The organism is Aliidiomarina haloalkalitolerans (assembly GCF_003987315.1).
GTDB lineage: Bacteria > Pseudomonadota > Gammaproteobacteria > Enterobacterales > Alteromonadaceae > Aliidiomarina > Aliidiomarina haloalkalitolerans.
In genome coordinates this window covers 622,202-643,872 of the sequence record NZ_PIPI01000001.1, presented here as the reverse complement: position 1 = coordinate 643,872, position 21,671 = coordinate 622,202, and the positions used below count along the sequence as shown (strand labels likewise).

The window sequence follows — 21,671 nt, the reverse complement described above, 5'->3', positions numbered from 1 at the left end:
ATTCCATGAGTGATAATTTGAAACTCAGAAAAGCTGTTGTTCTGAGCATTTTAATTTTGCCGCATACGATTATTTTTGTGTCGTTCGGCCATCAAATAATTTTCGCCGATAGTATCTGGGTAATGATTACGGCAATTGCTACAGTTGTTCTCGCATTTTCAGCTTATTTCGGGTTAATAAGCTGGAAACAAAATGAATCTAAATTGCTTTTTGCAAAGTTATCCATTGATGCATTAGAGCAAGTGATTAAATTGGAGAATACTATAGTTGAAGCGGAGAAGGTCATAAAAAAAGAAGCACCGGACTATTTTATCGTGTCTAATATAATTAAAGACTTCAGAGAGATTTTCATTAAAGTTCAAGCTACTACTGAAATTTTGAATCACTCATTGGCTCGTGAAGCGAGTCGTATTTTTACAGAAATGGAAAATTTTTTGCTTACAGCAGAGGGCGGGCGAAAGAGGGTTGAAGAAGCAAGTCTTGTGGCTGACAACGGCTTTAAGGAGCTATCAGGAGAAGTATTGGAAGAATTAAGTAAATGTGGCTTAGGACAAGAGTTGGAAAATCTTAAGGCTGAGCTCTCGAAGTTGAAGTCAAAGTTAATTTCTTCTGCGAGAATTGAGTAATTATGTCCTCCTGAAATCGTACATCAATCACTTGAAAAATCACAATCAACCAAATCAACATCAACGTTACCGAGGTCAATGTAGCCAGAGCCTGTGACTAAATCTGCAGATGAAAAGATATGATCAAAGGTAACTTGGATAATCGCACCGGAAGGCTCACAGTCGGCATTCACCTCTGCTTCCGTTTGTTTTGACATAATAGCGAGATATTTTTCTGTCGCTGCGGGGCTTAACGTCATAACGAGTTTTTGGGGCATAGGGTATTTAGCTCTTAGTTGTGTTTATAGTTAGTCTATCCGCTCCTGCGACATTTAATGACGCAAACAGATTGTGGCAGGCAATTCAGAACTATCCTGACAAAGGGTTGCTTGTTATTGTGTCGGTATCCCCATCGTATTGAGCAGGTGTTATGCAAGACTTGGATCGAACAGCGCATTGGCAGCAGGTCTATGAAAATAAGGACGAGTCGGAGGTCAGTTGGTTTCAAACTGAGCCAACGGTGTCACTTGAACTCATTGCCAACTGTCAACTTACAGCAAATCAGCCAGTTATTGACGTCGGGGGTGGCGCTTCAGTGCTGGTGGATCGCATGTTGGCGTTGGGGTACAGCAACCTAACGGTGTTGGATATTTCTTCTGCTGCGCTGGCTAAGACGCAAGCGCGATTGGCTGCCCAAAGTGGCTTGGTGCAATGGGTTGTTGTTGATATCACCGAATACCGGAGTGATAAGCAATTTATGCTTTGGCACGACCGCGCTGTTTTCCATTTCTTAACGGCAGCATCCGATCGTCAGGCTTATGTCGCCAATTTAAAGCAGTCTTTAATGATTGGCGGGCACCTGATTTTGGCGGCGTTCGCTATTGGCGGCCCAGAAAAGTGCAGCGGCTTGCCGGTTGTTCAATATGATGCCAAAACGATCTCGGCTGAGCTCGGTAACGAATTTGAATTAGTAGAAGAACGTTACGAAGAACATATGACGCCAGCGCGACAGATTCAGAACTTCGTCTACTTCCGTTTTATCCGACGTGAATAGAATAATAATCAATAACAGGGAACGACAATGAGAAAACTAGTGGTTGGTTTAGGGCTTTTGGTTATTGCACTAACCGGTTGCCAGAGTACGCAGCAGGACACTTCAGATCGCTTTGCGGATGAGCAAGCAGAGACCGGGCTTGCTCCGTGCGATATTTTTCTCGTTATGGATGGGAAGGACTGCGCTATGCCGAATCCGGAATCTTTAGCACAATTTCCTCTGGGCTCGGCGGAGAACCCTGTAAGAGCTTGGGGACCCGGTGGCCAGCGTGAGTATTTGTCGCGGCTGATTTGTGCCAATCACGAGCATCCGTTGTCATTTAAGCGAATTGGCAACGTCGGTGCAGGTCCATATGGCACTTATGTCGATTTGTATGAGGTAATTTGCGAGACAAGTGGAGGTGAACAAGCAATCTCCGTGCACATGGACATGTATCACCAACACCGGGAAACGTATCCAGCAGCGGGCTTCATTGATATCGGTCTGTGAACGAGGGGTGAATCATGAGTAAGGTAGTCTCTGCTAAAGACGTTCTCGACTTTTGGTTTAAAGAGCTTTCGCAGGCGCAATGGTTCGCGAAAGACGACGCGCTTGATAAAACCATAAGCCAGCGTTTTCAGGCAACGTTAAGCGCAGCTGCGCAATGTGAGTTATTTGATTGGCGGGAAACAACAGCAGGGCGTTTAGCTGAGATTATTGTGCTCGACCAGTTCTCGCGAAACATCTATCGCGACCGGCCGGAAGCTTTTGCGAACGACGCATTAGCACTCGCTTTGGCACAAGAAACGGTGCGGTTAGGCCTTGATAGCGAGCTAACTAGAACACAGAAAGCGTTTCTTTACATGCCTTATATGCACAGCAAGTCGCTGCCGATTCATGATGTTGCGTTGCGACTTTATGACCAGCCAGGCCTTGAATATAACCTAGAGTTTGAAATTAAACATCGCGATATTATTGTGCGCTTTGGTCGCTATCCGCACCGAAATGAGCTGTTGGGTCGAGCTTCGACCGACGCAGAAATCGCATTTTTAAAACAACCAGGATCGTCATTTTAACCATAAAAATAAACAGGGAAAGGTATGTCGAAAACAATCAATATAACCGCAAAGGACTTTGTCGAATTTAGTGATTACGGCGTCAATCGTGCCTATTGTAACAAGACAAACAGCAGCGGATTTTTACGTGGCTTAGTTATGTGGGTCGCTATTTTTCTTGTGTTCTTGTTGGGCTTCTACCTAAATTCAAGTAAGGGTGGGTTTCACTGGTATTCGGCCGGTGTAGGGGCGCTATTACCCACTGTATTCTTGGTGAGTTTCGTGATCACTATGAGCCGCATGCGTCATGCTTGCATGCCAGACCCCAATTCAAATTTATTTAGAACTAAGACGTTGGAATTAAAACCAGAGGGCGTGCGTTGGGCAGATGATCTGCAAGAATGTTTTTATGCTTGGGAAGGCTTCTCGGCGGTAGAGGAACATCAAGGAAACGTTTATTTATTCTTAGATAAGGTCATGGCGCTAATTGTGCCTGCTGCGACCTTTGCAGATGACGCTGAACGTGAGGAGTTCCTAGCTCAAATTCAGCATCATCGTACAGAGGTTAAATCATTAGAGCCTAGTTAGCCGTCGCAAATCGCGAATAACTTCATAAAGTGAGATAACTAGAACAACGAAGACGAAGACAAGCACGCTGAGTTCAATGCTAGCAACGCTCAGCGTCCCTTCCCAGGTTGTTTCATCGAGTCGCAGAATAGGTCTTGTTGCCATTAACCAAAGCGCCATCGCCGCAAATGCACTGCTGACACCGATGTTGATGCCAAGTAGGCGCCGAGTCCAAATTCGTGTGCGCAGTTGCCATAAGCTGTTGACCACTCCGATAGCGATTATCGGTGTAAACCACTGCAGAACAGTCCAAGTTTCATTATTGAAGATGCTTTCAATATCGGGACCTGGACGCAAAATTGGATACCAAATGACCAAGGCTAAAAACAGCAGTGACGCAAGGTCGGTAAAGATATCCTGCAAGCGAATATGTTGCCAGTTATTCAAAGCAGATGGCAGTTGTGTCGGACTCCACTGACAACTGTCGTTATCTTGTTGCTTTTTGTTATCACGTGTCATGATGATAAACGCAATAGTGACCCAAGTGAATGCGAAGTAGCCGGCATTCAAGAACGAACTCAATAGACCTTTCATCAATAGAAAGAGCGTCATCTCGGAGCCACTTAACCAGCGGGTAGCGACTTCTAGCGACGAAATCACAAACAGGATGCCGAGTACCATATATAAAGTGTTTAAATAGATAGGCATGAGCTGTACAGATACAAGCGGCTTTGGTGGGTAAAACTCGCGCGCGACTGTGCGCGGATGCCCCATTTCAAGTAGCAGATCATTCACTTGCTGTTGATTCAATGGACCATGCTGCTCTTCGAGTGCGTCTACTTTGTCCATAATGTTGGCTTCTAACTCGCGACCAATATCCTCGCGGCTGCGTGTCGGCAACTCTCGTTTAACCGCCGCAATGTAACGTTCTACTAAGTCCATTACTCTCCCTCCAATGCATTGTTAAGTGTAAGCAGGGGGCTGAGAGCATTGTTTAATGAACTCCATTCCTGCGTTAGTTGTTCTAACCGCTCACGGCCAAGCGCGGATAATTGGTAATATCGACGTTCACGACCACTCGCATGTCTCCATTCACTGTCTAATAGCCCTTGGTCAGCGAGTCGCCGAATCAGTGGATATAAGGTTCCTTCGTCAATCTCAATGCCAGAATCTTGCAATTGTTGCCGCAGCGAATAGCCATAATGCGGCTCCTTCAATAACGCAAGCACAGCCAGCGCAAGTACACCGCGGCGCAGTTCGAGCTTTAATTTATCACTCGGTGTGGTTGTCATGTCGTATCCTTCTATCAGACTATTACTGTGTGATGCATACTAGTTGGCACACAGTAATATGATACTAGGTGATACACAGTAAAAAAGCAAGAAAATAAGCGACCACACGAAAAGCGTATATGCTTAAGGATGAAGTAATTGGCTGGCTGTTGACCGCTATATTATTGAAGGGGTTTTTTATGTCCGTAAAAAAATCTGAATCCTTGGTAAGACGTCTCCTGGAAATTGCTGATGTGAGTATCAATGGTTCCAACCCATGGGATATGCAAGTTCACGACTCTCGAGTGTATGACCGCATTATTGCTCAAGCAAACCTTGGTTTAGGTGAAAGTTATATGGACGGCTGGTGGGACTGTGCGCATTTAGACCAGTTTTTTGACCGTGTTCTAAGCGCCAATCTGCAGCAAAAAATCAATCCTGTTCGCCTTTTGGGGCACTATTTGCGGGCGAAGTTTTTAAACCGACAAACACCAAACCGAGCATGGCAGGTGGGTCAATCACATTATGATTTAAGTAATGATTTTTATGCCGCTATGCTTGATTCTCGAATGACTTATACCTGTGGTTATTGGCGTGATGCCAACAGCCTTGAGCAAGCTCAAAAGGCTAAACTTGAACTGATTTGTCGAAAATTGAAATTAGAACCCGGTATGCGATTGCTTGATATCGGTTGCGGTTGGGGTAGCTTAATGAGCTACGCTGCCGAGAAATATGCGATTGAGTGTGTTGGCGTGACGGTGTCGCAAGCTCAGGTGGAATGGGCCGAACAACGGTATAGCAAGATGCCACTGACTTTTCGGTTGCAAGATTACCGGGACCTTCATGGGTCGTTTGATCGTGTTGTGAGTGTCGGCATGTTCGAACATGTGGGGCGTAAAAATTACGGCACTTTCTTTGATGTCGCGCGGCGTTGTCTCAAGTCTGACGGTCTTCTTTTACTGCACACGATTGGCAAGAATAAACGGAAGTCGACGCCAGATCCCTGGATTGACCGCTATATTTTTCCGAATGGCGAACTCCCCTCGATTGAGCATATTGGTGAAGCATCTGGCGGTAAATTTGTAATTGAGGATCTGCATAATTTTGGTGCTGATTACGATAAAACCTTAATGGCTTGGCCTGCAAATTTTGCGCGCGCTTGGCCTCAATTCCAAACGCAGCGGGGCGACACGTTTGAGCGAATGTGGCGTTACTATTTATTATCCTGTGCTGGAGCGTTTCGGGCACGCGACATTCAATTGTGGCAGTGGATATTGTCGCCAACGGGCGTCCGCGGCGGGTATATACGCGTATAACCTGTGAGCGACCGATGTGACTATCGATTGTTCGGCAAAATCGCTGCGGCCGGTAAGGGCTTATGAAAATAAAACCCTTGCAAGCCGTCACACTCAAAAGACTCACTAAACTCAATTTGCTCTTGGTTTTCAATACCTTCAACAATAACTTTCTTGTTGAGAGTTTTCGCCAATAACATGACTGATTCGGCAATTTTTCGGCTTTCGCTATTGCGGCCTAATTCCAATACGAAGCTGCGGTCGACTTTAACGATGTCGATAGGCAATTTATGCAGCATGCTGAGGCTTGAAAAACCGGTACCAAAGTCGTCTAGCGACACTTGAATACCGAGTTCACGCAGCTGCCTCAAGGTGTTACTGACTAAATCAAAGTCTTCAATAAATACGCTTTCGGTCAATTCCACGTGCAGGTTTCTCGGGTTGGCATGGTGAATTTCTAATAAGCTATGCAATGTTTTAAACATGTCGATGCGTTCAAACAATTGAACCGATAAGTTGACTGCGACATAACAGTCAGGTTGTGTTTGATTAAGTTTGGCGAGAAATGAGATGGAACGATCAAGCACAAAATGACTTATTTCAACAATTTGGCCTGTTTGCTCAGCAACTGGAATAAACTCAGCAGGGGATGTAAAGCCGCCGTTTTCCTGTGGCCAACGCGCTAATGCTTCATAACCAATGGTGGCATAAGTTTTTGTAGCAACAATACCTTGAAAGAAGACGTCGAACTCTTTGCGTTCTAACGCAGCTTTAATCCGTGATCGCATTTGATAGTGCTTTTCAGATTCGGCGGCCATGGCAAGCGAGAAGACGCTCACGGTATTACCACCACGCGCTTTGGCCGCTGACATGGCAACGTCCGCATGCTGAATGTGTTGTGTGGCAGTGTTCGTGGTTAATACGACCGGGGCGACACCGATACTTGCGGTTAAATGCACTTCAAGATCGTCGACTACGAAATGCTCGCCAATCCGTTTCAGAATTGAGTTAGCCACCGTCATAGCTTCTTTCTCAGCTAATTGCGGCAAATAAACAATAAACTCATCGCTACTAAAACGAGAGACGAGCGCCTGTCTTGGAACGCAAGACTTAATTCGCTCGGCGACTTGGCGTAATAAGGTATTACCCATTTCAATACCGAGACTGTCATTAATGGGCTTAAAGCCGTCAAGGTCAATAAAGAGAATATGAGCGTTACCAGCTTGGTTTGATTGAATTGCTTGATTCACTTCAAACTCCAGCATGTCGCGGCGTAACAAGCCAGTCACAGTGTCAAATGAGGCGATTTCTTGCAGCTTCACTTGTTGTTGTCGTAACTTGCGATTCGTGTCGAATGCGAATAGAAGCAAAATTGAAAAAAGACAGCCAAAAATGAGTACCAGCTGATTCAAACGGGCGTTATCCCATATGAGCTCATAATTAAAAATCGTTGCGTGATATTGTGCTTGAAAATCTGGTGTGAGCATTAAACTGCGGCTGAACACAAACGGATACTGATCGCGTAATGTCTTCGCGGTGTAATGCTCAAATGCCGGATCGTTGATAGAAATAATGACTTGATCCGCTAGCTCAACGAAGACTCGCATAAAACTTAAGTACTCGGGCACATCATGCCGGACAAATTGACTAAAGTTGATTGCTGCGGTTAGTTGCAAAGCTTCGCCTTGTGAACTAACAACCGGCTTGGTCAAAATAAGAATAGGATGTCCTGCGACAATTGAGTCTATCGACAGTGCGTAACTCTCAGTGCCAAACGTTTCTAATAACCAGGCTTCTTCACGTTCACTGAATTCTAAATCTTGGTTTTTCACATCGCTGAGACGCTCACCGGCTTGGTTAACTAAACGCATATGGAAGACGTGCGGATGCGCCTGCATGTACTGCTCGATGGCTAAGTCGGTAGAGGACGAGGGGATGGTCTCTTTGAGGCTCCAGCGCTGGCTAATTTGCCGAAGTGTATTGTCGTATTGGAACACTTCGGCGCCAAGGTAGCGATTCGCTTCACTGATAATGGCTTCGGCACGAGCGACCATTTCATTGGCGTCACGCGTTGACAAGGTAAGCCAAACCAACATGGTCAATACAATCGCTATACTGGCCATTAGATATGAGCGGAGCTGAACAAGGATACCTTTTTGTTTACGGTGATCAAACGTAAACATGGCAATCCCTGCCATTAACAAAATGACTGCAATAGCCGCCAAAGCTGTAGGGTTTGGAGCAAGATACTGATTGATTTCAGGTACCCAAATCATGATGACTAAAACAAGACAACCGCCAGTCACCATAGTCGCGATTGCGCGCCATAGAATTAAAGCAAGCCAGTGAGTCGCTGGTAGGATCGAGTGAATCCCTATCGCGAAAAGAATTGAGGTGACTATGATTGGCGAACTGTAAAACGAAAGAGGGGTGTTGTCTGGTATTTGCGTGGCTAAAATATAAACAATGTAACTGGCATAAACTAAGCAGGTCACCGCGAACGGAATTTTAACTGCGGCGCGTTTTGTTAACGTAGCCAACAAGGTTGCACCAAGCAACATACAAGCAATGCCAGAGAAGGCCAGAAAACGCGGATAAATACTTGTTGTGGTACCGCTGAGAATATATAGAATCGCAATGCCGCCAATAAAAATGACGGACAAGGCAGCAATCACAAAAAATGCACGAGCTAAAGTCTCGTTAGTGTGTCGTTTCAGCATAGGGGGCACTTCATGTTTTTTCTTCTGCACCATGTATACTAGAGCATGACTGGTTTGTATACCTCTTGTTATTTTAAAGTTTAAATAATTTACGTTTCGTTATAGGCGTCATAAAAATGAAACACTTAGGATTGGTCTTATTGGTTGTTTTTCTTAGCGCATGTAGTAATAAACAACTTTTTGATATTACACAAGAAACTAAGCGAAATGAGTGTCGGCGGTTACCGCCAAACCAATACGAAGAATGTATGCGTGATGTTGAGACTTCGTTTGAAGAATATATGCGCAAACGCCAAGAAGTCGTTGAGCATTAGGAACTATGATGATGACAACAAAATATTTTTTTATAGTGGGCTTTTTACTGTCGTTCGCCACATTAAGCATGCCAACACATGCAGAAGATCGTGAACAAGTTGCCGGCTTCGGCGGCTTCTTTTTTAAAGCGGAAGACCCGCAGACGCTGGCGCTCTGGTATGAAGAACATTTAGGTGTGAAACGCACACCACGAAGCTATGAAGAGGAGCCTTGGCAGCAAGAGGGTGGCACAACTATATTTGGTGTCTTTGGTGCCAATTCGACTTATTTTGGTCGCTCTGAACAGCAGTGGATGATTAATTTTCGGGTACATGATCTAGATGCCATGGTTGCGCAGTTGCGCGCTGCCGAGATTGACGTGGAGGTTGACCCGAATGAATATCCAAATGGCCGTTTCGCTCGTTTGCAAGACCCTGAAGGGAACCCGATTCAACTTTGGCAAGAATATGAAATTAAGGAATAGATAGTGTCGAACGAACAGAATTTAAAAGGCCTACGCGGTTGGCTCCTGTTAGTTGCGCTTGGGCTGGTTTTATCGCCAATTCGTATATTATTTGTACAGCTACCGATTTATAACGAAATTTTCGCTGATGGAACGTGGGAAGCTTTAACCACTCCGGGGTCCGAGGTTTATCATTCGCTCTGGGCACCCTTGTTAACCGGCGAGATTATTTTTAACTTCGCCATGTTATTAGCGTCTTTGTATTTAGTTTATCTGTTTTTCAGTAAGCACTATTTGTTTCCAAAGGTTTATATCATTGTTGTACTGGTCGCGCTGGTTTTTATCCCACTCGACGCCTGGTTAGTGGCGCAAGTGTTGCCCGGTGAGCCTTTGTTCGACGCACAAAGTTTGCAAGAGTTTATTCGAGTGTTGGTATCTGCGTGTATTTGGATCCCTTACATGCTGGTTTCGAAGCGCGTGAAAGCAACGTTTGTTGAAGGGCGAGCAAGTAAAGAAATGGCTGCAGAGTAAAGCTTTAGGCTTAAGACGCTGAACTAGCAATAGCCGCTCAAGGTCGTTCTGTACTTGAGCGGCTTCTTTATGGCTGTCGCATTATTGCATTTTTAAATAACTACCATCAGCTTGGCGTACCACATCAATGCGCTTGTGAATTCGTTGCTTGAGTTCGCCAACGTGGGAAATGATCCCAATAGTGCGACCGCTCGCACGCAAGTTAGCAAGTACGTCAATCGCTAAATCGAGCGCTTCACTATCGAGGCTGCCAAAGCCTTCGTCAATGAACAAGGTTTCAATGCGAATGCCTCCCGCGTAGCTTTGCACCACGTCGGATAGCCCCAACGCGAGGGCTAGGGCGGCCATAAAACTTTCGCCGCCGGACAAGGTATTCACTTCTCGGCTTTGACCGGTGTAACTGTCATGAATCATCAGGTCTAAGCCACCATGCTTCCGACGATCACCAGTGGCTTGGCCGCGTAAAAGTGTATAGCGGTGATGAGTCATTTTCTCGAGTCGCAATGACGCTTCATGCAGAACATCGTCGAGCAATACCGCGAGAACAAAGCGTTGTAAGCTAACGCGGGCATCATTATCGCCGCTCAGGGTTTCCGCTAATTCACCAATAATTTTGTATTCAGAAACTAGCTCTTTTGATTTGGCCTCTTGGTTACGATAGCGCTGTTGGCTGTACTGTAAAAGGTGCAAACCTTTGTCCAAGGTGTCGAATGTCTGTTGGCTTGCATGTTCGCGCTGAGCTTGTTCTTGCGTATACGCTTCAAGTACCGAGAGGTCTGGTCGCTGCTGCTGAGCAATCGCATCTTGGTCTTGTTTGATTTGGCTTTCCGTTGCAATGAGTTGACTCTGATAATCGGCAAGCGCTTGTTCAATTAGCGTTGCCTTGTCGGCGCTGAGTAGAGCAGCGAGAAAGGCTTGTTCGTTGTCCCAAGGTGCACTGGCCAGTGCCTTTTGCCACGCTTGCTGAGCACTAGTGTAACTAGCTTGACTGTCTTGCAGCTCTTTTCGTGCGCTGTCATCGCCATTTTTTGCAGTTGCTAATTGCTGCTCGGATTGGCGCAAACGAGCTTGTGCTTGTTCCTGTTCGAGTTGCAGCTTTTCGCATTGCCTGCGCAGGGTTTTCAGTTGTTCCTGAATATCTTGAACCGACATTTTCTGTAGCGACTGTTCAGGGTCAAGCGAGTCAATCTGGCCAGTTAGTCGGGCAAGAACAGTCGCACAGTCATTGAATAATTGCTGTTGCTCCCCAGCTTGCTTCGTGAGTGTCGTTTTCAACTGGCTAAGCTTCTGCAAGGTCTGAGTGACTTGCGCAAGTTGTGTTTTTTCCGACAGCTGTCTGGTTGCAACCGCTTGCATGTCTTGTAGTTGTTGTTGCAAGTACCGCTGCAGCTCTGGTACCGGTTGTTGGGCTAATTCGCCAAGTTCGCCAAGTTCGCCAAGCTCAGTGCGCAATTCGGTTTGCATCTCGATGCGATGCTGAATTTGCTGTTGCTGCTTAGCGTAATGCTGCTCGGCACTTTGTAGTGCTGTTTGCTGACGCTGAATGTGTTGCTCCGCTTGCTCAAGTTGCTCTTGGCTGACCAACTCTTGATCTGAGTTCGCATGCGCAGGATTTGGATGTTCCGTACTGCCGCATACCAAACACGGCAGTCCCGGCTCTAATTGGAGTGCGAGGGCATGGGCCTGTTCGCTATGCCATTGCAGCTGTAGCCGTTTGTGTGTGGTTTTAGCTTGTTCAAGCTGTTCGCGAGCTGCTTGTACTGGTTGTTCTGCTTGCTGAAGTTGCGCTTGTGCGGCCGTGATTACGGTTTCTTGTTCAGCAAGTTTGTGCGCTTGTGCAATTTGTCGCTCGAGTTTCTGTACCGCCACTTCGGTATTCTGGTGTTGCTCAATTTGCGTTTGGAGCGCTTGTTGCTGCGCTTCGCTAGCGGCAACTTTAGCATCGATATCCGCTTGTTCTGCGGTCACTTGCGTTAATTTTTGTTGATATTGTTGTAACTTATCTGAGTTTTCGCGTCGTTGGTTTTGTAGCGATTGCAGCTGTTCGACTAAATCAGCTTGCTTGGCTAACGTATTTAACTGTGCTTTTAATCCATCGATTTGCTCAGGGTGGTTTTTTACTTTGGCGCAATCGGCGGTTGCTTGTTCAACAGCTTTTTGTGTAACGCTGAGTTGTTCCGTTGCGTGCTGTTGTTGGATTGTTCTGGCTTTTAGTTGCTCAGTGGCCTTTTGTAGTTCTTGCCAAGTTGGTTGTAATTGAGTCGCATGGCGGTGCTGCTGAAGTAGCTCGCGCTGCTCATTTATAGTCGCTTGCTGTGACCTTAATTGCTCAAATTTGCGCTGATTGTCAATCAGACTGTCAAAGCGTTTATTCAGCTCAACGGCCTGTGTGTAGGCCGTTTTTGCTTGGTCGTGGGCTAATTTACTGTTCGCCAGTTCTTCCTTCGCCTGTTGCAATGGTTCTTGAGCCTGTTCGATTTCGGCCTCAAGTTGCTCAATTGTCTCGACTCCCGCATCGGCGACTAAAGACGCTAGATTTTGTTTTAACTGATGGTAAGCGTTATGCACATTGCGGGCTTTTGCCGCTACCGCCTCTTCAATGTTCTTAAAGATTTGCGTTTGAAACAAACTGGCGAGAATTTTCTCGCGATCTTGCGAGCTCGCGACGAGTAATTCGCGAAAACGGCCTTGTGGCAAAACCACCACTTGGCGGAATTGGCTAGCGTCTAGACCAATGAGTGTTTTGATTTGCTCGCTTGCTTGGGTGACACTGCGAGCACTGAGTAACTCAGTTGGCCAATCAAGCGGCGCAAGATTGTGGTCTGGCTGCACAGCGTATAAATTTGCGGTGGCATTGCGTGACGCGTCGCCGTCGCCTCGTTTGGCCTTCGTGGTTTGCGCAGGTTTGCGGTCAATCCGGTAGTATTTTTTGCCAAGAGCAAAAATGAAAATAACTTCGGTTTCAAGATCGTTCGCTGCATGGTGGCAACGCATGGACTCGCCGCTGCGATCACCGGTCGTGACGCCATAGAGGGCAAACGCCATGGCATCGAGCAGCGAGGTTTTGCCTGCACCTGTTGGGCCATTAATCAGAAACAACGGGTTTTCGCCAAGCTCGTCGAATGCCACGGATTGACTGGTTGCAAACGGCCCGAACGCAGTCATTTTTAGGTAAATCGGTTTCATGTTAGCTTCCTAGGCGTCTTGCTTAGCTTTGTTTATGTCGTTTAAAACGCTTGCTAATAACTCGGTTTGCTCGTCGCTGAGATTTTCTCCGCGCATGTTTTGATAAAAATCGGCAATGATCTCAATGTGCGGGCGAGCTAGCTGTTCACGCGTTTGGGCCGTGTCGTTAGCTTGTCGCTCGAGTGTTGCTTTACTTAAATCAAGAATATTTGGATACACCCGTCGGAGCTGTGCAAGTGGGTCTAGAATGGCGTGCTTGTCGGTTAGCTTCACATGCACGTAATCGAGGTTGTGTGGATCATTCGCACCTTCAGCAAGAATATCGTCGAACAACCCCTCGATTACACGTACATCGCGAATCGCTTTTAATGGTAACAATTCATGTTCAACGGTTTTACTGTCTTTGATAGTGACCAGCGTCGTTGATTTTTTCTGAGAGACTTCGGAAAAACTGTACTTTAAAGGTGAGCCGCTGTAACGCACATGTTGGTAACCTTTAAACTGTGCTTGGTGCAAATGACCGAGTGCGGTGTAAGTGAATTCTTTGAACAGATCAGCGTCGACGCACTCGGCGCCACCAATGCTAAGCGGGCGTTCAGAATCACTGGTACTGGCACCGGCAATAAAACTATGACTGACAACCACATGCGCGCAATTTTCAGGGAAGTGCTCAGCAATGTGTGCTTGCAGCCGCTGGGTTACATACTCTTGAGCACCTTGATGGTCACTGACTTTGGTATCGAAGTAGTCGTTGACATGCTCAGGATCGCAATAGGGAATGCCCCAAATCACGACTTGACCGAAAGGCGCCTTTAAGATCACCGGGTTAAAAAGATCATCGAACGAGGTAAAAAGGTGCAAGCCCGCTTGTTTGAAGAGTTCTGCGCCGAACCCCAGACGTTGGGCACCATCGTGGTTACCTGAAATCATCACGACAGGTGTGTTTAGCTCGTTGATGATTTTGCTCAATGTTCGGTCGAGGAGCTGAACTGCGTCTGCCGGTGGCAGGGCACGGTCATAAATATCGCCGGCAACAATGAGCGCATCAACTTGATGATCTTTGACCTGTTGGGTGATCTGTTTGAGTATATGAGCTTGATCGTCAAGCAACGAATGATGATTAAAGACTCGCCCTAAATGCCAGTCGGATGTATGCAGCAGTTTCATTGTTACTTTCCATGTCTTTTTATCATGCCTTGATACTAGCAAATCGCCTAGCGTACCGGAACTATAACCGCTGCTAGAAAGCAGTTGTGATCATATGCCACAGCGGCTAAGACTTTGAAATTGTGGGGTGGGGGGTATAGTATACAGCTACCTCATTGGTGTTAATGACTTTACCCAAAGGAGCTCGACTATGGATCTTGATCCGCTCTTGCTGTCGCGCATTCAATTTGCGTTTGTAGTGTCCTTTCATGCGATATTTCCTGTCTTTACTATCGGTCTTGCTTCGTTTATTGCGGTCTTAGAGGGGCTTTCGTGGCGAACTCAAAACCCAGTTTGGGAGCGCCTGTCACGCTTCTGGATTCAAGTTTTTGCCGTGGTGTTTGGCATGGGCGTGGTCTCGGGAATAGTCATGGCCTTTCAGTTCGGCACCAATTGGAGCAACTTCGCATATGCAGGAGCCAATTTCCTTGGGCCGGTCCTCAGTTACGAGGTTATTACTGCGTTTTTCCTTGAAGCCGCGTTCCTTGGCGTTTTACTGTTTGGACGAGGAAAAGTCCCGCAAGGTATTCACTTCTTTTCTGCGGTCATGGTTGCTACCGGTACATTCATTTCTTCGTTCTGGATTCTTTCAGCCAACAGCTGGATGCAGACCCCCGCAGGTTTTGAGTTACGCGACGGTTTGGTGTACGTCACCAGTTGGAGTGAAGCCATTTTTAATGCGAGCCTAGCGCCGCGCTTCTTCCACATGGGGCTCGCGTCATTCTTAACCGGCGCCTTTGTTGTTGCTGGGGTGAGTGCGTGGTATTTGTTGCGCAACAAAGACGCTGATGTGCATAAACGTGCATTATCGATGTCGTTATGGCTGATTCTAATTGCAGCTCCCGCTCAGGTAGTGGTTGGTGACATCCACGGCCTCAATACCTTTGAGCATCAACCGACTAAGGTTGCAGCGATGGAAGGGGTTTGGGAAACCCAGAATGGCGCGCCGCTGCTACTCTTCGCTTGGCCAGATCAAGAAGCCCAAACCAATCACTTTGAAATAGGTATTCCACGCTTAGCTAGCTATATTTTGACCCACGACTGGGATGGTGAAGTGCCCGGCTTAAATGAAGTGCCGCGCGAAGAGCAGCCACCTGTGGCCATTGTGTTCTGGGCGTTTCGGATTATGGTTGGCATCGGTATCTTAATGTTAGTGTTCGCCGTCGCTGGCCTGGCGTTGCGGCGCAAGGAGGCCTATACGCGCACAAGTTGGTTCTTACAAGGCTTGCGCTTGATGGCGGTTACGCCATTTATAGCCGTGCTGGCGGGTTGGTTCGTGACCGAAGTCGGCCGAGCACCTTGGTTAATTTATGAAGTGATGACCCATGCCGAGGGGCTAACACCGTCGCTAACTGGTGGCATGGCGCTGTTTACTTTAATCGGTTATATCGCAGTGTATGCGGTTGTTTTTGCTGCTGGCTTGTATTACCTCATGCGCGTATTGCGCGTTGGTTTAGCACCCGAGCATGAAATGACAACTGCAGATCCATCACAACGGGCGAAACGTCCGTTCTCAGCGGCAAGTGCGTCTTGGGAAGAGGAGCCTGAATCATGAGTGATCCGGTATTTGATTTAACAATTATTTGGGCCGGCATTATTGCGTTTGGGGTCATCATGTACGTGTTGATGGATGGCTTCGACCTTGGCTTGGGCGTGTTATTTCCATTTGCCCCAAGTGAGGACGCCCGTGATGTCATGATGAACTCGGTTGCCCCGGTCTGGGATGGTAACGAGACGTGGCTTATTCTCGGTGGTGCAGGTTTGTTGGCAGCGTTTCCACTTGTTTATGCGGTGTTTTTACCGGCGTTATACATTGGTGTGTTTTTAATGCTCGCTGGTTTGATTTTCCGCGGCATTGCTTTTGAGTTTCGTTTTAAGGCAAAAACGTCGCGCTACCTTTGGAATTGGTCGTTTGCGATTGGCTCGACGGTTGCGGCTTTTGCCCAAGGCGCAGTGGTTGGGGCATACATTCAAGGCTTTCGGGTTGAGAACATGGCCTATGTCGGCGGCGCGTTCGACTGGTTGACACCGTTTACGATCTTAACAGGTTTCGGACTGGTTGCCGGTTATGCGTTATTAGGTGCGACCTGGCTGATTATGAAATCAGAAGGTAGCATTCAAAATTGGGCGTTTAAAATTACGCCTTACCTTTTAATTGCCGTGCTCATTGTTTTTGCAGTCATTAGTGTTTGGACGCCATTTGTCGACCCATTTGTGAAAGAGCGTTGGTTTAATGGTGTGAGTGTGATTTGGTTACTGCCTCTGTTCGCGGTGCTGTGTGCCGGTTGGTTGTTGCGCGCACTCAAACAACGCCGCGATGGTTCGCCATTCGTGGCAACAATGGGCATGTTTTTATTTACTTATTTAGGTTTGCTCGCGAGTAAGTTCCCGTATGTCGTGCCACCGAATTACACGCTATGGGACGCTGCTTCAGCACACTCGTCGCAACTATTCTTGCTGCTCGGCTTGTTATTCGTTATTCCAATTGTGCTGGTGTACACCGCATGGACCTATTGGGTATTTCGTGGCAAGGTGAAAGCAGGGGCGGGATATCACTAATGCAGGTAAGTAAATAAGTGCGAACGACCTTTCAGCTAGAAAAAGCCTACTTAAATCAGTTAGGAGCGGCGTCAAGCCGCTCTTTGCTTTGGGCTCGTTGCTGGGGCAGTATTCATGCTATTGCGACTGTTATTCAATTGGGTTTAATGGCCTGGCTTGTGCAGCTGTTTTTTCAGCAACATATTGAGTCAATCACAGCGATTTTAGTCGCACTATTCGTCACTATTCTTGTCCGCGCAGGTTCGGGATATGGTCACAAAGCCACTGCATTAAGAGCTGCAGAGAGTGCAAAGAATAGTGCCCAACAGCGTTTACTTGAGCACTGGCATTGGCAACTGACAAGTGGTGAGTGGCAGCAACAGCGAAATACTAACGCAGCCAATGATTATATTGAGCCCATTGAGCAGTTGAGCGGTTATTTTGGCCGCTATAAACCGCAAGTTTGGCTCGCGGTTTGGCAGCCGCTGGTTATTTTGGCTGTGGTGTTTTATTTAAACTGGCTTGCTGGCTTGTTTTTACTGATCAGTGCACCTTTAATTCCACTATTTATGGCACTGATCGGCATGGGAGCCGAACGTATCCACCAACAGCACATTCTTTCAGTGCAGCGTTTAGCTGGGATTTTTATTGATCGAGTGCGCAATTTAACTTTGTTGTTCTTGATGCAAAAGTTACCTGTTGCACAACGTCAGGTTGAAAAAGCCAATGACGAGTATCGTCAGCTCAACATGAAAACACTCCGTGTTGCTTTTTTGTCCTCAGCAGTGCTTGAATTTTTTGCAGCCATCGCCATCGCCGCATTAGCCATTTATATTGGCTTCTCGTTACTTGGTTATTATTCATTTCCAGCCGCAGAACAACTGACGCTGTTCTCTGGGCTATTTATTCTATTGCTCGCTCCTGAGTTTTTTCAGCCGTTGCGGCAGTTGTCTCAGTTCTATCATGATCGAGCAGCGGCACTAGGCGCTGCGAGTGTGTTAAGTGAGCAAACAAAAGCAGCAAGCCCAAGTAAAGAGCACGCCGCTCATTTTCCGCTACAGACTAAGTCCATGACCTTTCAGTATGCGACACGTGATCAGGTATTTTTGGTGCCAGCGATGGCGATCGAGGAAGGTCAGGTTGTCCTGCTCAAGGGCGTGACAGGGAGTGGCAAAAGTACCATTTTGCAGCTTCTGGCTGGTTTATTACCAGGATTAGAAATAACAACATCGAAGGGACAGCAGCTCCAGGCCACCGATTTAGCTCGCATTGGCTACTTACCCCAGAGCCCATGGCTGAGCAATGCCAGCGTATTGCAGAACCTCTGTGCGCTGCTGCCGGAAGCACAGCAAGATTATGTGTTTGAAAACACAATGGAGTCTACGTTGCTCGACGAGGCAATGATTGTGTGTCAACAGCTGGGTCTTGAACAGACACTTGCTCGTTTGCCTCTCGGATTGCACTCGCATGTATCTGAACTCGGCGCTGGTTTATCTGGTGGCGAAGCAAAGCGGTTAGCCTTAGGGCGCTGGCTGCTGGCTGTTCGTCTTGGTTTTTCACCGCAAATTTTATTGCTCGATGAGCCTAGTGCAGGCCTTGATAGTGTAAGTGCAAGTTACGTACATCTGGCCTTATTGGAACTGAAAAAGCAGGGTGTCACCACTGTGATTGCGAGCCATGCAGCGCATTTTGACGATTTAGCGGATATTGTGGTTAATCTTGATGAGACAGGCACGTCGGAGGCACCATGCGGTTAAAAAAAGGGTTCTTCCGCACAGGTTTCCAGCTAGAACGTCAGCGTTTGTTGCTTGGCTTTGTATTTTTAGTCTTAACCGCTTTAGCCGGCATTGGTCTGTTAGCGCTCTCAGGTTGGTTTATCACGACGACCGCAGTGGTCGGCTTGACTGCGACTGTTGTGCTGATTGATGTTTTCACCCCTGGTACGGGTATTCGCTTCTTTGCGTTGTTGCGCACAGTGGCTCGCTATTTTGAGCGAGTGATTCATCATGATGCTGTTCTACGAATTCAAGCTTGGTGGCGCAATCAGCTGTTTTCCCAGTTAACCCAACGATCACCGGCTCAGTTCTTACGGGTCAATACAGCTTCGATGTTACAGCGCTTAACTCAAGACTTAAACACGCTTGATGCGTGGTATATGCGTCTCATAGCACCGCCGAGACTAGCAGCACTCGCGCTAGTTGTCGTTTGGCTACTGATAGTGCTAACCAGTGGTTCCAGACATTTTTGGCTCCATGTCCTTACCTTGAGTGTTTTTGTTTTACTTTGGTTACTTGCTGGACCGATATCGCAACGATTAACCAATCAGCAAGGACGCGGTGAAGTGCGGCAACAGGAGTTGATTCGGCAAACGAGTTTAGACCTGTACGATGGCGGCGCGGAATTAAAGACAGCAGGGCTTTGGCAGGACAATACCCAACGGCTGCTTGCTTCAGCGCAACGCTTGAATGCGTGGCAACAGCATCGTTTGCAGAGGCTTGCCTTCATTGATGCCGTGATATCCGCGACCGTGCAGGGGCTAGCCGTCGTTATTTTGCTGTACGGCCTTAATGCTTATTTAGCGGAAACCCTTAGCTTACCGATAGTCGTGTTGCATGTGCTGGCCGTTCTTGCGCTCGCCGAGCTAATCCAACCGGTGGCCGAGCAAGCTGGACAGGTTGGGTTGGTTAACGAAGCGCGAGCACGAATTCATGATAGCTTTACGCTGACAGACACGGGTAATCGCCGTTTTGTTGCCTTACCTCTTGGCCAGTCGGTGCGCATTGCTCCGCAGCAAATCACCGCTGTGATTGGCGCGTCAGGTATGGGTAAATCAACCATAGGGCAAATGGCGGCAGGTTTGCTACCGAATACAGGGCAGGTGGTTTATGCCGACAGTACTTGGGCTGAGCAAGTCGGTACATCGGCCTGGCTGCAGTCCATGGGCTACATGGCGCAAGCTAACCTTGTTTTATCCGGAACAATCGCTGCCAATTTACGAATTGCTGCACCGCAAGCGTCCATTGAACAGCTCTGGCAAGCACTTGATTTTGCCTGTTTAAAGGCAGAAGTCAGCGCGATGCCAGCACAGCTCGACACTTGGGTGGGCACAGCGGGAACGTCTTTGTCGGGTGGGCAAGCGCGTCGCTTGATGCTAGCTCGCCTCTATTTGCAGAATCCCGACCTGGTTATTCTTGATGAACCATTCACTGGAATTGACCGACATACCCAAACCAAACTAATGACCAACGTCACTACATGGCTGCGCGGGAAAACGGCTTTGGTGCTCGGGCACGACTTAACTAGTCTGCCGGTTGCAGGGCAGGTTGTGAATTTGGACGGTTAACGGTATTGACCATTACCGGTATTGACGATTGCGCCGACAACGTTCAGAGCAATACACAATCTCCGCCCAATTACGTTGCCACTTCTTACGCCACGCAAACGGGCGTTGGCATACTGGGCAGACTTTACTCGCCAAATTTAGCTTTTTGTGAGCCATAGTGCTTGGTATTGCTGCTCGGAATCGTACAGAGCAGCTTGCTTGTCGAGATTAAACCAACTTCCACCACGCGAGTTCGCATGAATACCGGCAATATACTGCCAGTTGCCATAATTACTGGCGGGATCGTAGTCGATTAGCTGCTGCTCGAACCAGACTGCGCCGAGTCGCCAGTCACAGCCTAAGTCATGGATTAATGCAGACGCTACATTTTGTCGACCACGATTACTCATAAAACCTGTTGCAGCAAGTTCACGCATATTTGCATCGAGAAATGGATGGCCGGTTGCGCCGTGTTGCCAGCGCGTGAAATCCTTGTCTTTTTCGAGCGATAGTGACGAGTTGGGTTCAACAAGACGATTGGCACTGCCGCCGAAAAGTTCATGGCCGCGTTCAAGCGCGCAAAACTGGAAGAAGTCACGCCACATTAACTCGACAATGAGCCACTCGGTCGATGCATTTGCACCGCCGATGCGTTCCGCTTGTTTGACTGCAGCGAGCACCTGTCGTGGTGAAATACAACCGAGATTCAACCAAGGCGAGAGCTTACTGGAGTAGTCTTGACCAATTAACTCGTTGCGGGTTTCCTTATAGTGAAATAGAGCAGATTCACAGTATTGAACAAGGTGTTGTTGGGCAAACGTCTCACCACCAATAAAGTTCATGACAGCGCGTGGATCTGGCGGCGTAATATCTTGATACTCGTTGATGACCGCTGCTTGCTGATTTGTTAGCGACTGCAGGTGCAACGATGGCGAATTCTCAGCCACGATGATCTGGTCTAGATAAGGCGTCAGTTTCTTACGAAACTTACTAAATGACGTAAAACTTGTCGGATGCGCCTCGGCAACAAGAGTAGTAGGGAAGAGGGTATAATCATCATGTTCAATTAGCCTAACACCAATAGCCATCAAGGCTTGACGTACTCTGGTTGCCTGCTGCCGCTCGGCATAGGCAGGTAAAGCTTGGGTGTGAACCTCGTCGACATTGAGCTGACGACAAAGCCTTGGCAACTCAACTTCCGGCTCAGCGGTTATGCTGTGGAAAGGCACATCCAGTGCGCGCAAGTTTTCTTCTAAGTCATGCAGCGACTTCTGCAAAAAATTACGGCGATGCTCCCCGCAACGAGCTATGCCTAACCAATCACCAGTCCATTGCTGATCAAAGAAGAACACCCCAGCCATTGTGAACCGTAGCTGGAATGCAGCATTGTCGGTGATCCGTAGATTGCGTCGAAACCAAGTAATTCCTGCCATACAGCCTCATTCACACACTTATTTCGGGTTTCTATATACGCCGATTTTCAGCGCATAGACCATTTACTGCGCATTCTGAACCGTAGCTGGAATGGCATTCCAGCTACGGTCCCTAATAAGGGGTACCTAAATATAAATGATAATCTAATTGA

Annotated in this window: 21 protein-coding genes; 13 read left to right on the top strand and 8 right to left on the bottom strand. The window is 47.4% G+C overall.

Annotation, left to right across the window (positions count from 1 at the left end; genetic code table 11):
• Positions 1–5 precede the first annotated feature (5 nt).
• Entirely contained in the window at positions 6–626 is a 621-nt protein-coding gene (locus CWE06_RS02950) for a hypothetical protein (protein WP_126791004.1), read from the top strand.
• Between the two features lie 23 nt (positions 627–649).
• On the opposite strand, the gene CWE06_RS12365 is transcribed toward CWE06_RS02950, so the two are convergent.
• Entirely contained in the window at positions 650–883 is a 234-nt protein-coding gene (locus CWE06_RS12365) for a hypothetical protein (RefSeq protein ID WP_157981118.1), read from the bottom strand.
• Positions 884–1,035: 152 nt separating this feature from the next.
• Here CWE06_RS12365 and CWE06_RS02945 point away from each other — a divergent pair, with 152 nt between their 5' ends.
• From CWE06_RS02945 to CWE06_RS02930, 4 genes are read left to right on the top strand one after another with little or no spacing between them, the layout of a single operon-like run.
• Entirely contained in the window at positions 1,036–1,659 is a 624-nt protein-coding gene (locus tag CWE06_RS02945) for a class I SAM-dependent methyltransferase (RefSeq protein WP_126791002.1), read from the top strand.
• 27 nt (positions 1,660–1,686) lie between these two features.
• Complete coding sequence (locus tag CWE06_RS02940; RefSeq protein WP_126791000.1) at positions 1,687–2,148, top strand: hypothetical protein; 462 nt, start codon at positions 1,687–1,689, stop codon at positions 2,146–2,148.
• Positions 2,149–2,162: 14 nt separating this feature from the next.
• On the top strand, positions 2,163–2,714 hold the full coding sequence (locus CWE06_RS02935) for a DUF924 family protein (RefSeq protein WP_126790998.1): 552 nt from the start codon (positions 2,163–2,165) through the stop codon (positions 2,712–2,714).
• Between the two features lie 24 nt (positions 2,715–2,738).
• Positions 2,739–3,281, top strand: a complete 543-nt coding sequence (locus tag CWE06_RS02930; protein ID WP_126790996.1) for a YcxB family protein — start codon at positions 2,739–2,741, stop codon at positions 3,279–3,281.
• Here CWE06_RS02930 and CWE06_RS02925 read toward each other — a convergent pair.
• Both CWE06_RS02925 and CWE06_RS02920 read right to left on the bottom strand, forming a co-directional pair.
• Entirely contained in the window at positions 3,267–4,202 is a 936-nt protein-coding gene (locus tag CWE06_RS02925) for a hypothetical protein (protein ID WP_126790994.1), read from the bottom strand. The genes CWE06_RS02930 and CWE06_RS02925 overlap by 15 nt on opposite strands.
• The gene (locus tag CWE06_RS02920; protein WP_126790992.1) at positions 4,202–4,552 is read right to left on the bottom strand and encodes a PadR family transcriptional regulator; all 351 of its coding nucleotides are present in this window, start codon (positions 4,550–4,552) and stop codon (positions 4,202–4,204) included. Before CWE06_RS02920 ends, CWE06_RS02925 begins: the two co-directional genes overlap by 1 nt.
• Before the next feature lie 179 nt (positions 4,553–4,731).
• On the opposite strand from CWE06_RS02920, the gene cfa reads away from it, so the two are divergent.
• On the top strand, positions 4,732–5,847 hold the full coding sequence (gene cfa / locus CWE06_RS02915) for a cyclopropane fatty acyl phospholipid synthase (RefSeq protein ID WP_126790990.1): 1,116 nt from the start codon (positions 4,732–4,734) through the stop codon (positions 5,845–5,847).
• 20 nt (positions 5,848–5,867) lie between these two features.
• Here the strand turns inward: cfa and CWE06_RS02910 are convergent, their stop codons facing one another.
• Positions 5,868–8,546, bottom strand: a complete 2,679-nt coding sequence (locus CWE06_RS02910) for a putative bifunctional diguanylate cyclase/phosphodiesterase (RefSeq protein WP_198679011.1) — start codon at positions 8,544–8,546, stop codon at positions 5,868–5,870.
• 116 nt (positions 8,547–8,662) lie between these two features.
• On the opposite strand from CWE06_RS02910, the gene CWE06_RS02905 reads away from it, so the two are divergent.
• Genes CWE06_RS02905 through CWE06_RS02895 form a run of 3 tightly spaced genes read left to right on the top strand, consistent with a single transcriptional unit; the run spans position 8,663 to position 9,834 of the window.
• The gene (locus tag CWE06_RS02905; RefSeq protein ID WP_126790986.1) at positions 8,663–8,860 is read left to right on the top strand and encodes a hypothetical protein; all 198 of its coding nucleotides are present in this window, start codon (positions 8,663–8,665) and stop codon (positions 8,858–8,860) included.
• Between the two features lie 11 nt (positions 8,861–8,871).
• Complete coding sequence (locus CWE06_RS02900) at positions 8,872–9,324, top strand: VOC family protein (RefSeq protein WP_241972451.1); 453 nt, start codon at positions 8,872–8,874, stop codon at positions 9,322–9,324.
• 3 nt (positions 9,325–9,327) lie between these two features.
• Positions 9,328–9,834 carry a DUF2569 domain-containing protein gene (locus CWE06_RS02895; RefSeq protein WP_126790984.1) on the top strand — a complete coding sequence of 169 codons (507 nt, stop codon included), beginning with the start codon at positions 9,328–9,330 and terminating at the stop codon, positions 9,832–9,834.
• Positions 9,835–9,915: 81 nt separating this feature from the next.
• Here CWE06_RS02895 and CWE06_RS02890 read toward each other — a convergent pair whose 3' ends face one another.
• Both CWE06_RS02890 and CWE06_RS02885 read right to left on the bottom strand, forming a co-directional pair.
• Complete coding sequence (locus CWE06_RS02890) at positions 9,916–13,020, bottom strand: AAA family ATPase (protein ID WP_126790982.1); 3,105 nt, start codon at positions 13,018–13,020, stop codon at positions 9,916–9,918.
• A gap of 9 nt (positions 13,021–13,029) precedes the next feature.
• Positions 13,030–14,187: an exonuclease SbcCD subunit D gene (locus CWE06_RS02885; RefSeq protein WP_126790980.1), complete on the bottom strand. Its 1,158-nt coding sequence runs from the start codon at positions 14,185–14,187 to the stop codon at positions 13,030–13,032.
• 190 nt (positions 14,188–14,377) lie between these two features.
• On the opposite strand from CWE06_RS02885, the gene CWE06_RS02880 reads away from it, so the two are divergent.
• From CWE06_RS02880 to CWE06_RS02865, 4 genes are read left to right on the top strand one after another with little or no spacing between them, the layout of a single operon-like run.
• A complete protein-coding gene (locus CWE06_RS02880) occupies positions 14,378–15,781 on the top strand; it encodes a cytochrome ubiquinol oxidase subunit I (protein ID WP_126790978.1) in 1,404 nt (467 codons plus the stop codon).
• Positions 15,778–16,785, top strand: a complete 1,008-nt coding sequence (gene cydB / locus CWE06_RS02875) for a cytochrome d ubiquinol oxidase subunit II (protein WP_126790976.1) — start codon at positions 15,778–15,780, stop codon at positions 16,783–16,785. The genes CWE06_RS02880 and cydB overlap by 4 nt, the downstream gene beginning before the upstream one ends.
• A gap of 17 nt (positions 16,786–16,802) precedes the next feature.
• Positions 16,803–18,521 (top strand): ABC transporter ATP-binding protein/permease, encoded by a 1,719-nt coding sequence (locus CWE06_RS02870; RefSeq protein WP_126790974.1) that lies wholly within the window; start codon positions 16,803–16,805, stop codon positions 18,519–18,521.
• On the top strand, positions 18,512–20,107 hold the full coding sequence (locus CWE06_RS02865; RefSeq protein WP_126790972.1) for an amino acid ABC transporter ATP-binding/permease protein: 1,596 nt from the start codon (positions 18,512–18,514) through the stop codon (positions 20,105–20,107). The genes CWE06_RS02870 and CWE06_RS02865 overlap by 10 nt, the downstream gene beginning before the upstream one ends.
• A gap of 12 nt (positions 20,108–20,119) precedes the next feature.
• On the opposite strand, the gene CWE06_RS02860 is transcribed toward CWE06_RS02865, so the two are convergent.
• Complete coding sequence (locus CWE06_RS02860) at positions 20,120–20,263, bottom strand: DUF2256 domain-containing protein (RefSeq protein WP_126790970.1); 144 nt, start codon at positions 20,261–20,263, stop codon at positions 20,120–20,122.
• Positions 20,245–21,519, bottom strand: a complete 1,275-nt coding sequence (locus CWE06_RS02855) for a DASH family cryptochrome (protein WP_126790968.1) — start codon at positions 21,517–21,519, stop codon at positions 20,245–20,247. The genes CWE06_RS02860 and CWE06_RS02855 overlap by 19 nt, the downstream gene beginning before the upstream one ends.
• Positions 21,520–21,671: the final 152 nt, after the last annotated feature.

Bases quoted from the DNA above. Each gene is read 5' to 3' on its own strand.
- CWE06_RS02950 (WP_126791004.1), top strand. From the start codon at position 6: ATGAGTGATAATTTGAAACTCAGAAAAGCTGTTGTTCTGAGCATTTTA.
- CWE06_RS12365 (WP_157981118.1), bottom strand. From the start codon at position 883: ATGCCCCAAAAACTCGTTATGACGTTAAGCCCCGCAGCGACAGAAAAA.
- CWE06_RS02945 (WP_126791002.1), top strand. From the start codon at position 1,036: ATGCAAGACTTGGATCGAACAGCGCATTGGCAGCAGGTCTATGAAAAT.
- CWE06_RS02940 (WP_126791000.1), top strand. From the start codon at position 1,687: ATGAGAAAACTAGTGGTTGGTTTAGGGCTTTTGGTTATTGCACTAACC.
- CWE06_RS02935 (WP_126790998.1), top strand. From the start codon at position 2,163: ATGAGTAAGGTAGTCTCTGCTAAAGACGTTCTCGACTTTTGGTTTAAA.
- CWE06_RS02930 (WP_126790996.1), top strand. From the start codon at position 2,739: ATGTCGAAAACAATCAATATAACCGCAAAGGACTTTGTCGAATTTAGT.
- CWE06_RS02925 (WP_126790994.1), bottom strand. From the start codon at position 4,202: ATGGACTTAGTAGAACGTTACATTGCGGCGGTTAAACGAGAGTTGCCG.
- CWE06_RS02920 (WP_126790992.1), bottom strand. From the start codon at position 4,552: ATGACAACCACACCGAGTGATAAATTAAAGCTCGAACTGCGCCGCGGT.
- cfa (WP_126790990.1), top strand. From the start codon at position 4,732: ATGTCCGTAAAAAAATCTGAATCCTTGGTAAGACGTCTCCTGGAAATT.
- CWE06_RS02910 (WP_198679011.1), bottom strand. From the start codon at position 8,546: ATGCTGAAACGACACACTAACGAGACTTTAGCTCGTGCATTTTTTGTG.
- CWE06_RS02905 (WP_126790986.1), top strand. From the start codon at position 8,663: ATGAAACACTTAGGATTGGTCTTATTGGTTGTTTTTCTTAGCGCATGT.
- CWE06_RS02900 (WP_241972451.1), top strand. From the start codon at position 8,872: ATGACAACAAAATATTTTTTTATAGTGGGCTTTTTACTGTCGTTCGCC.
- CWE06_RS02890 (WP_126790982.1), bottom strand. From the start codon at position 13,020: ATGAAACCGATTTACCTAAAAATGACTGCGTTCGGGCCGTTTGCAACC.
- CWE06_RS02885 (WP_126790980.1), bottom strand. From the start codon at position 14,187: ATGAAACTGCTGCATACATCCGACTGGCATTTAGGGCGAGTCTTTAAT.
- CWE06_RS02880 (WP_126790978.1), top strand. From the start codon at position 14,378: ATGGATCTTGATCCGCTCTTGCTGTCGCGCATTCAATTTGCGTTTGTA.
- cydB (WP_126790976.1), top strand. From the start codon at position 15,778: ATGAGTGATCCGGTATTTGATTTAACAATTATTTGGGCCGGCATTATT.
- CWE06_RS02865 (WP_126790972.1), top strand. From the start codon at position 18,512: ATGCGGTTAAAAAAAGGGTTCTTCCGCACAGGTTTCCAGCTAGAACGT.
- CWE06_RS02860 (WP_126790970.1), bottom strand. From the start codon at position 20,263: ATGGCTCACAAAAAGCTAAATTTGGCGAGTAAAGTCTGCCCAGTATGC.
- CWE06_RS02855 (WP_126790968.1), bottom strand. From the start codon at position 21,519: ATGGCAGGAATTACTTGGTTTCGACGCAATCTACGGATCACCGACAAT.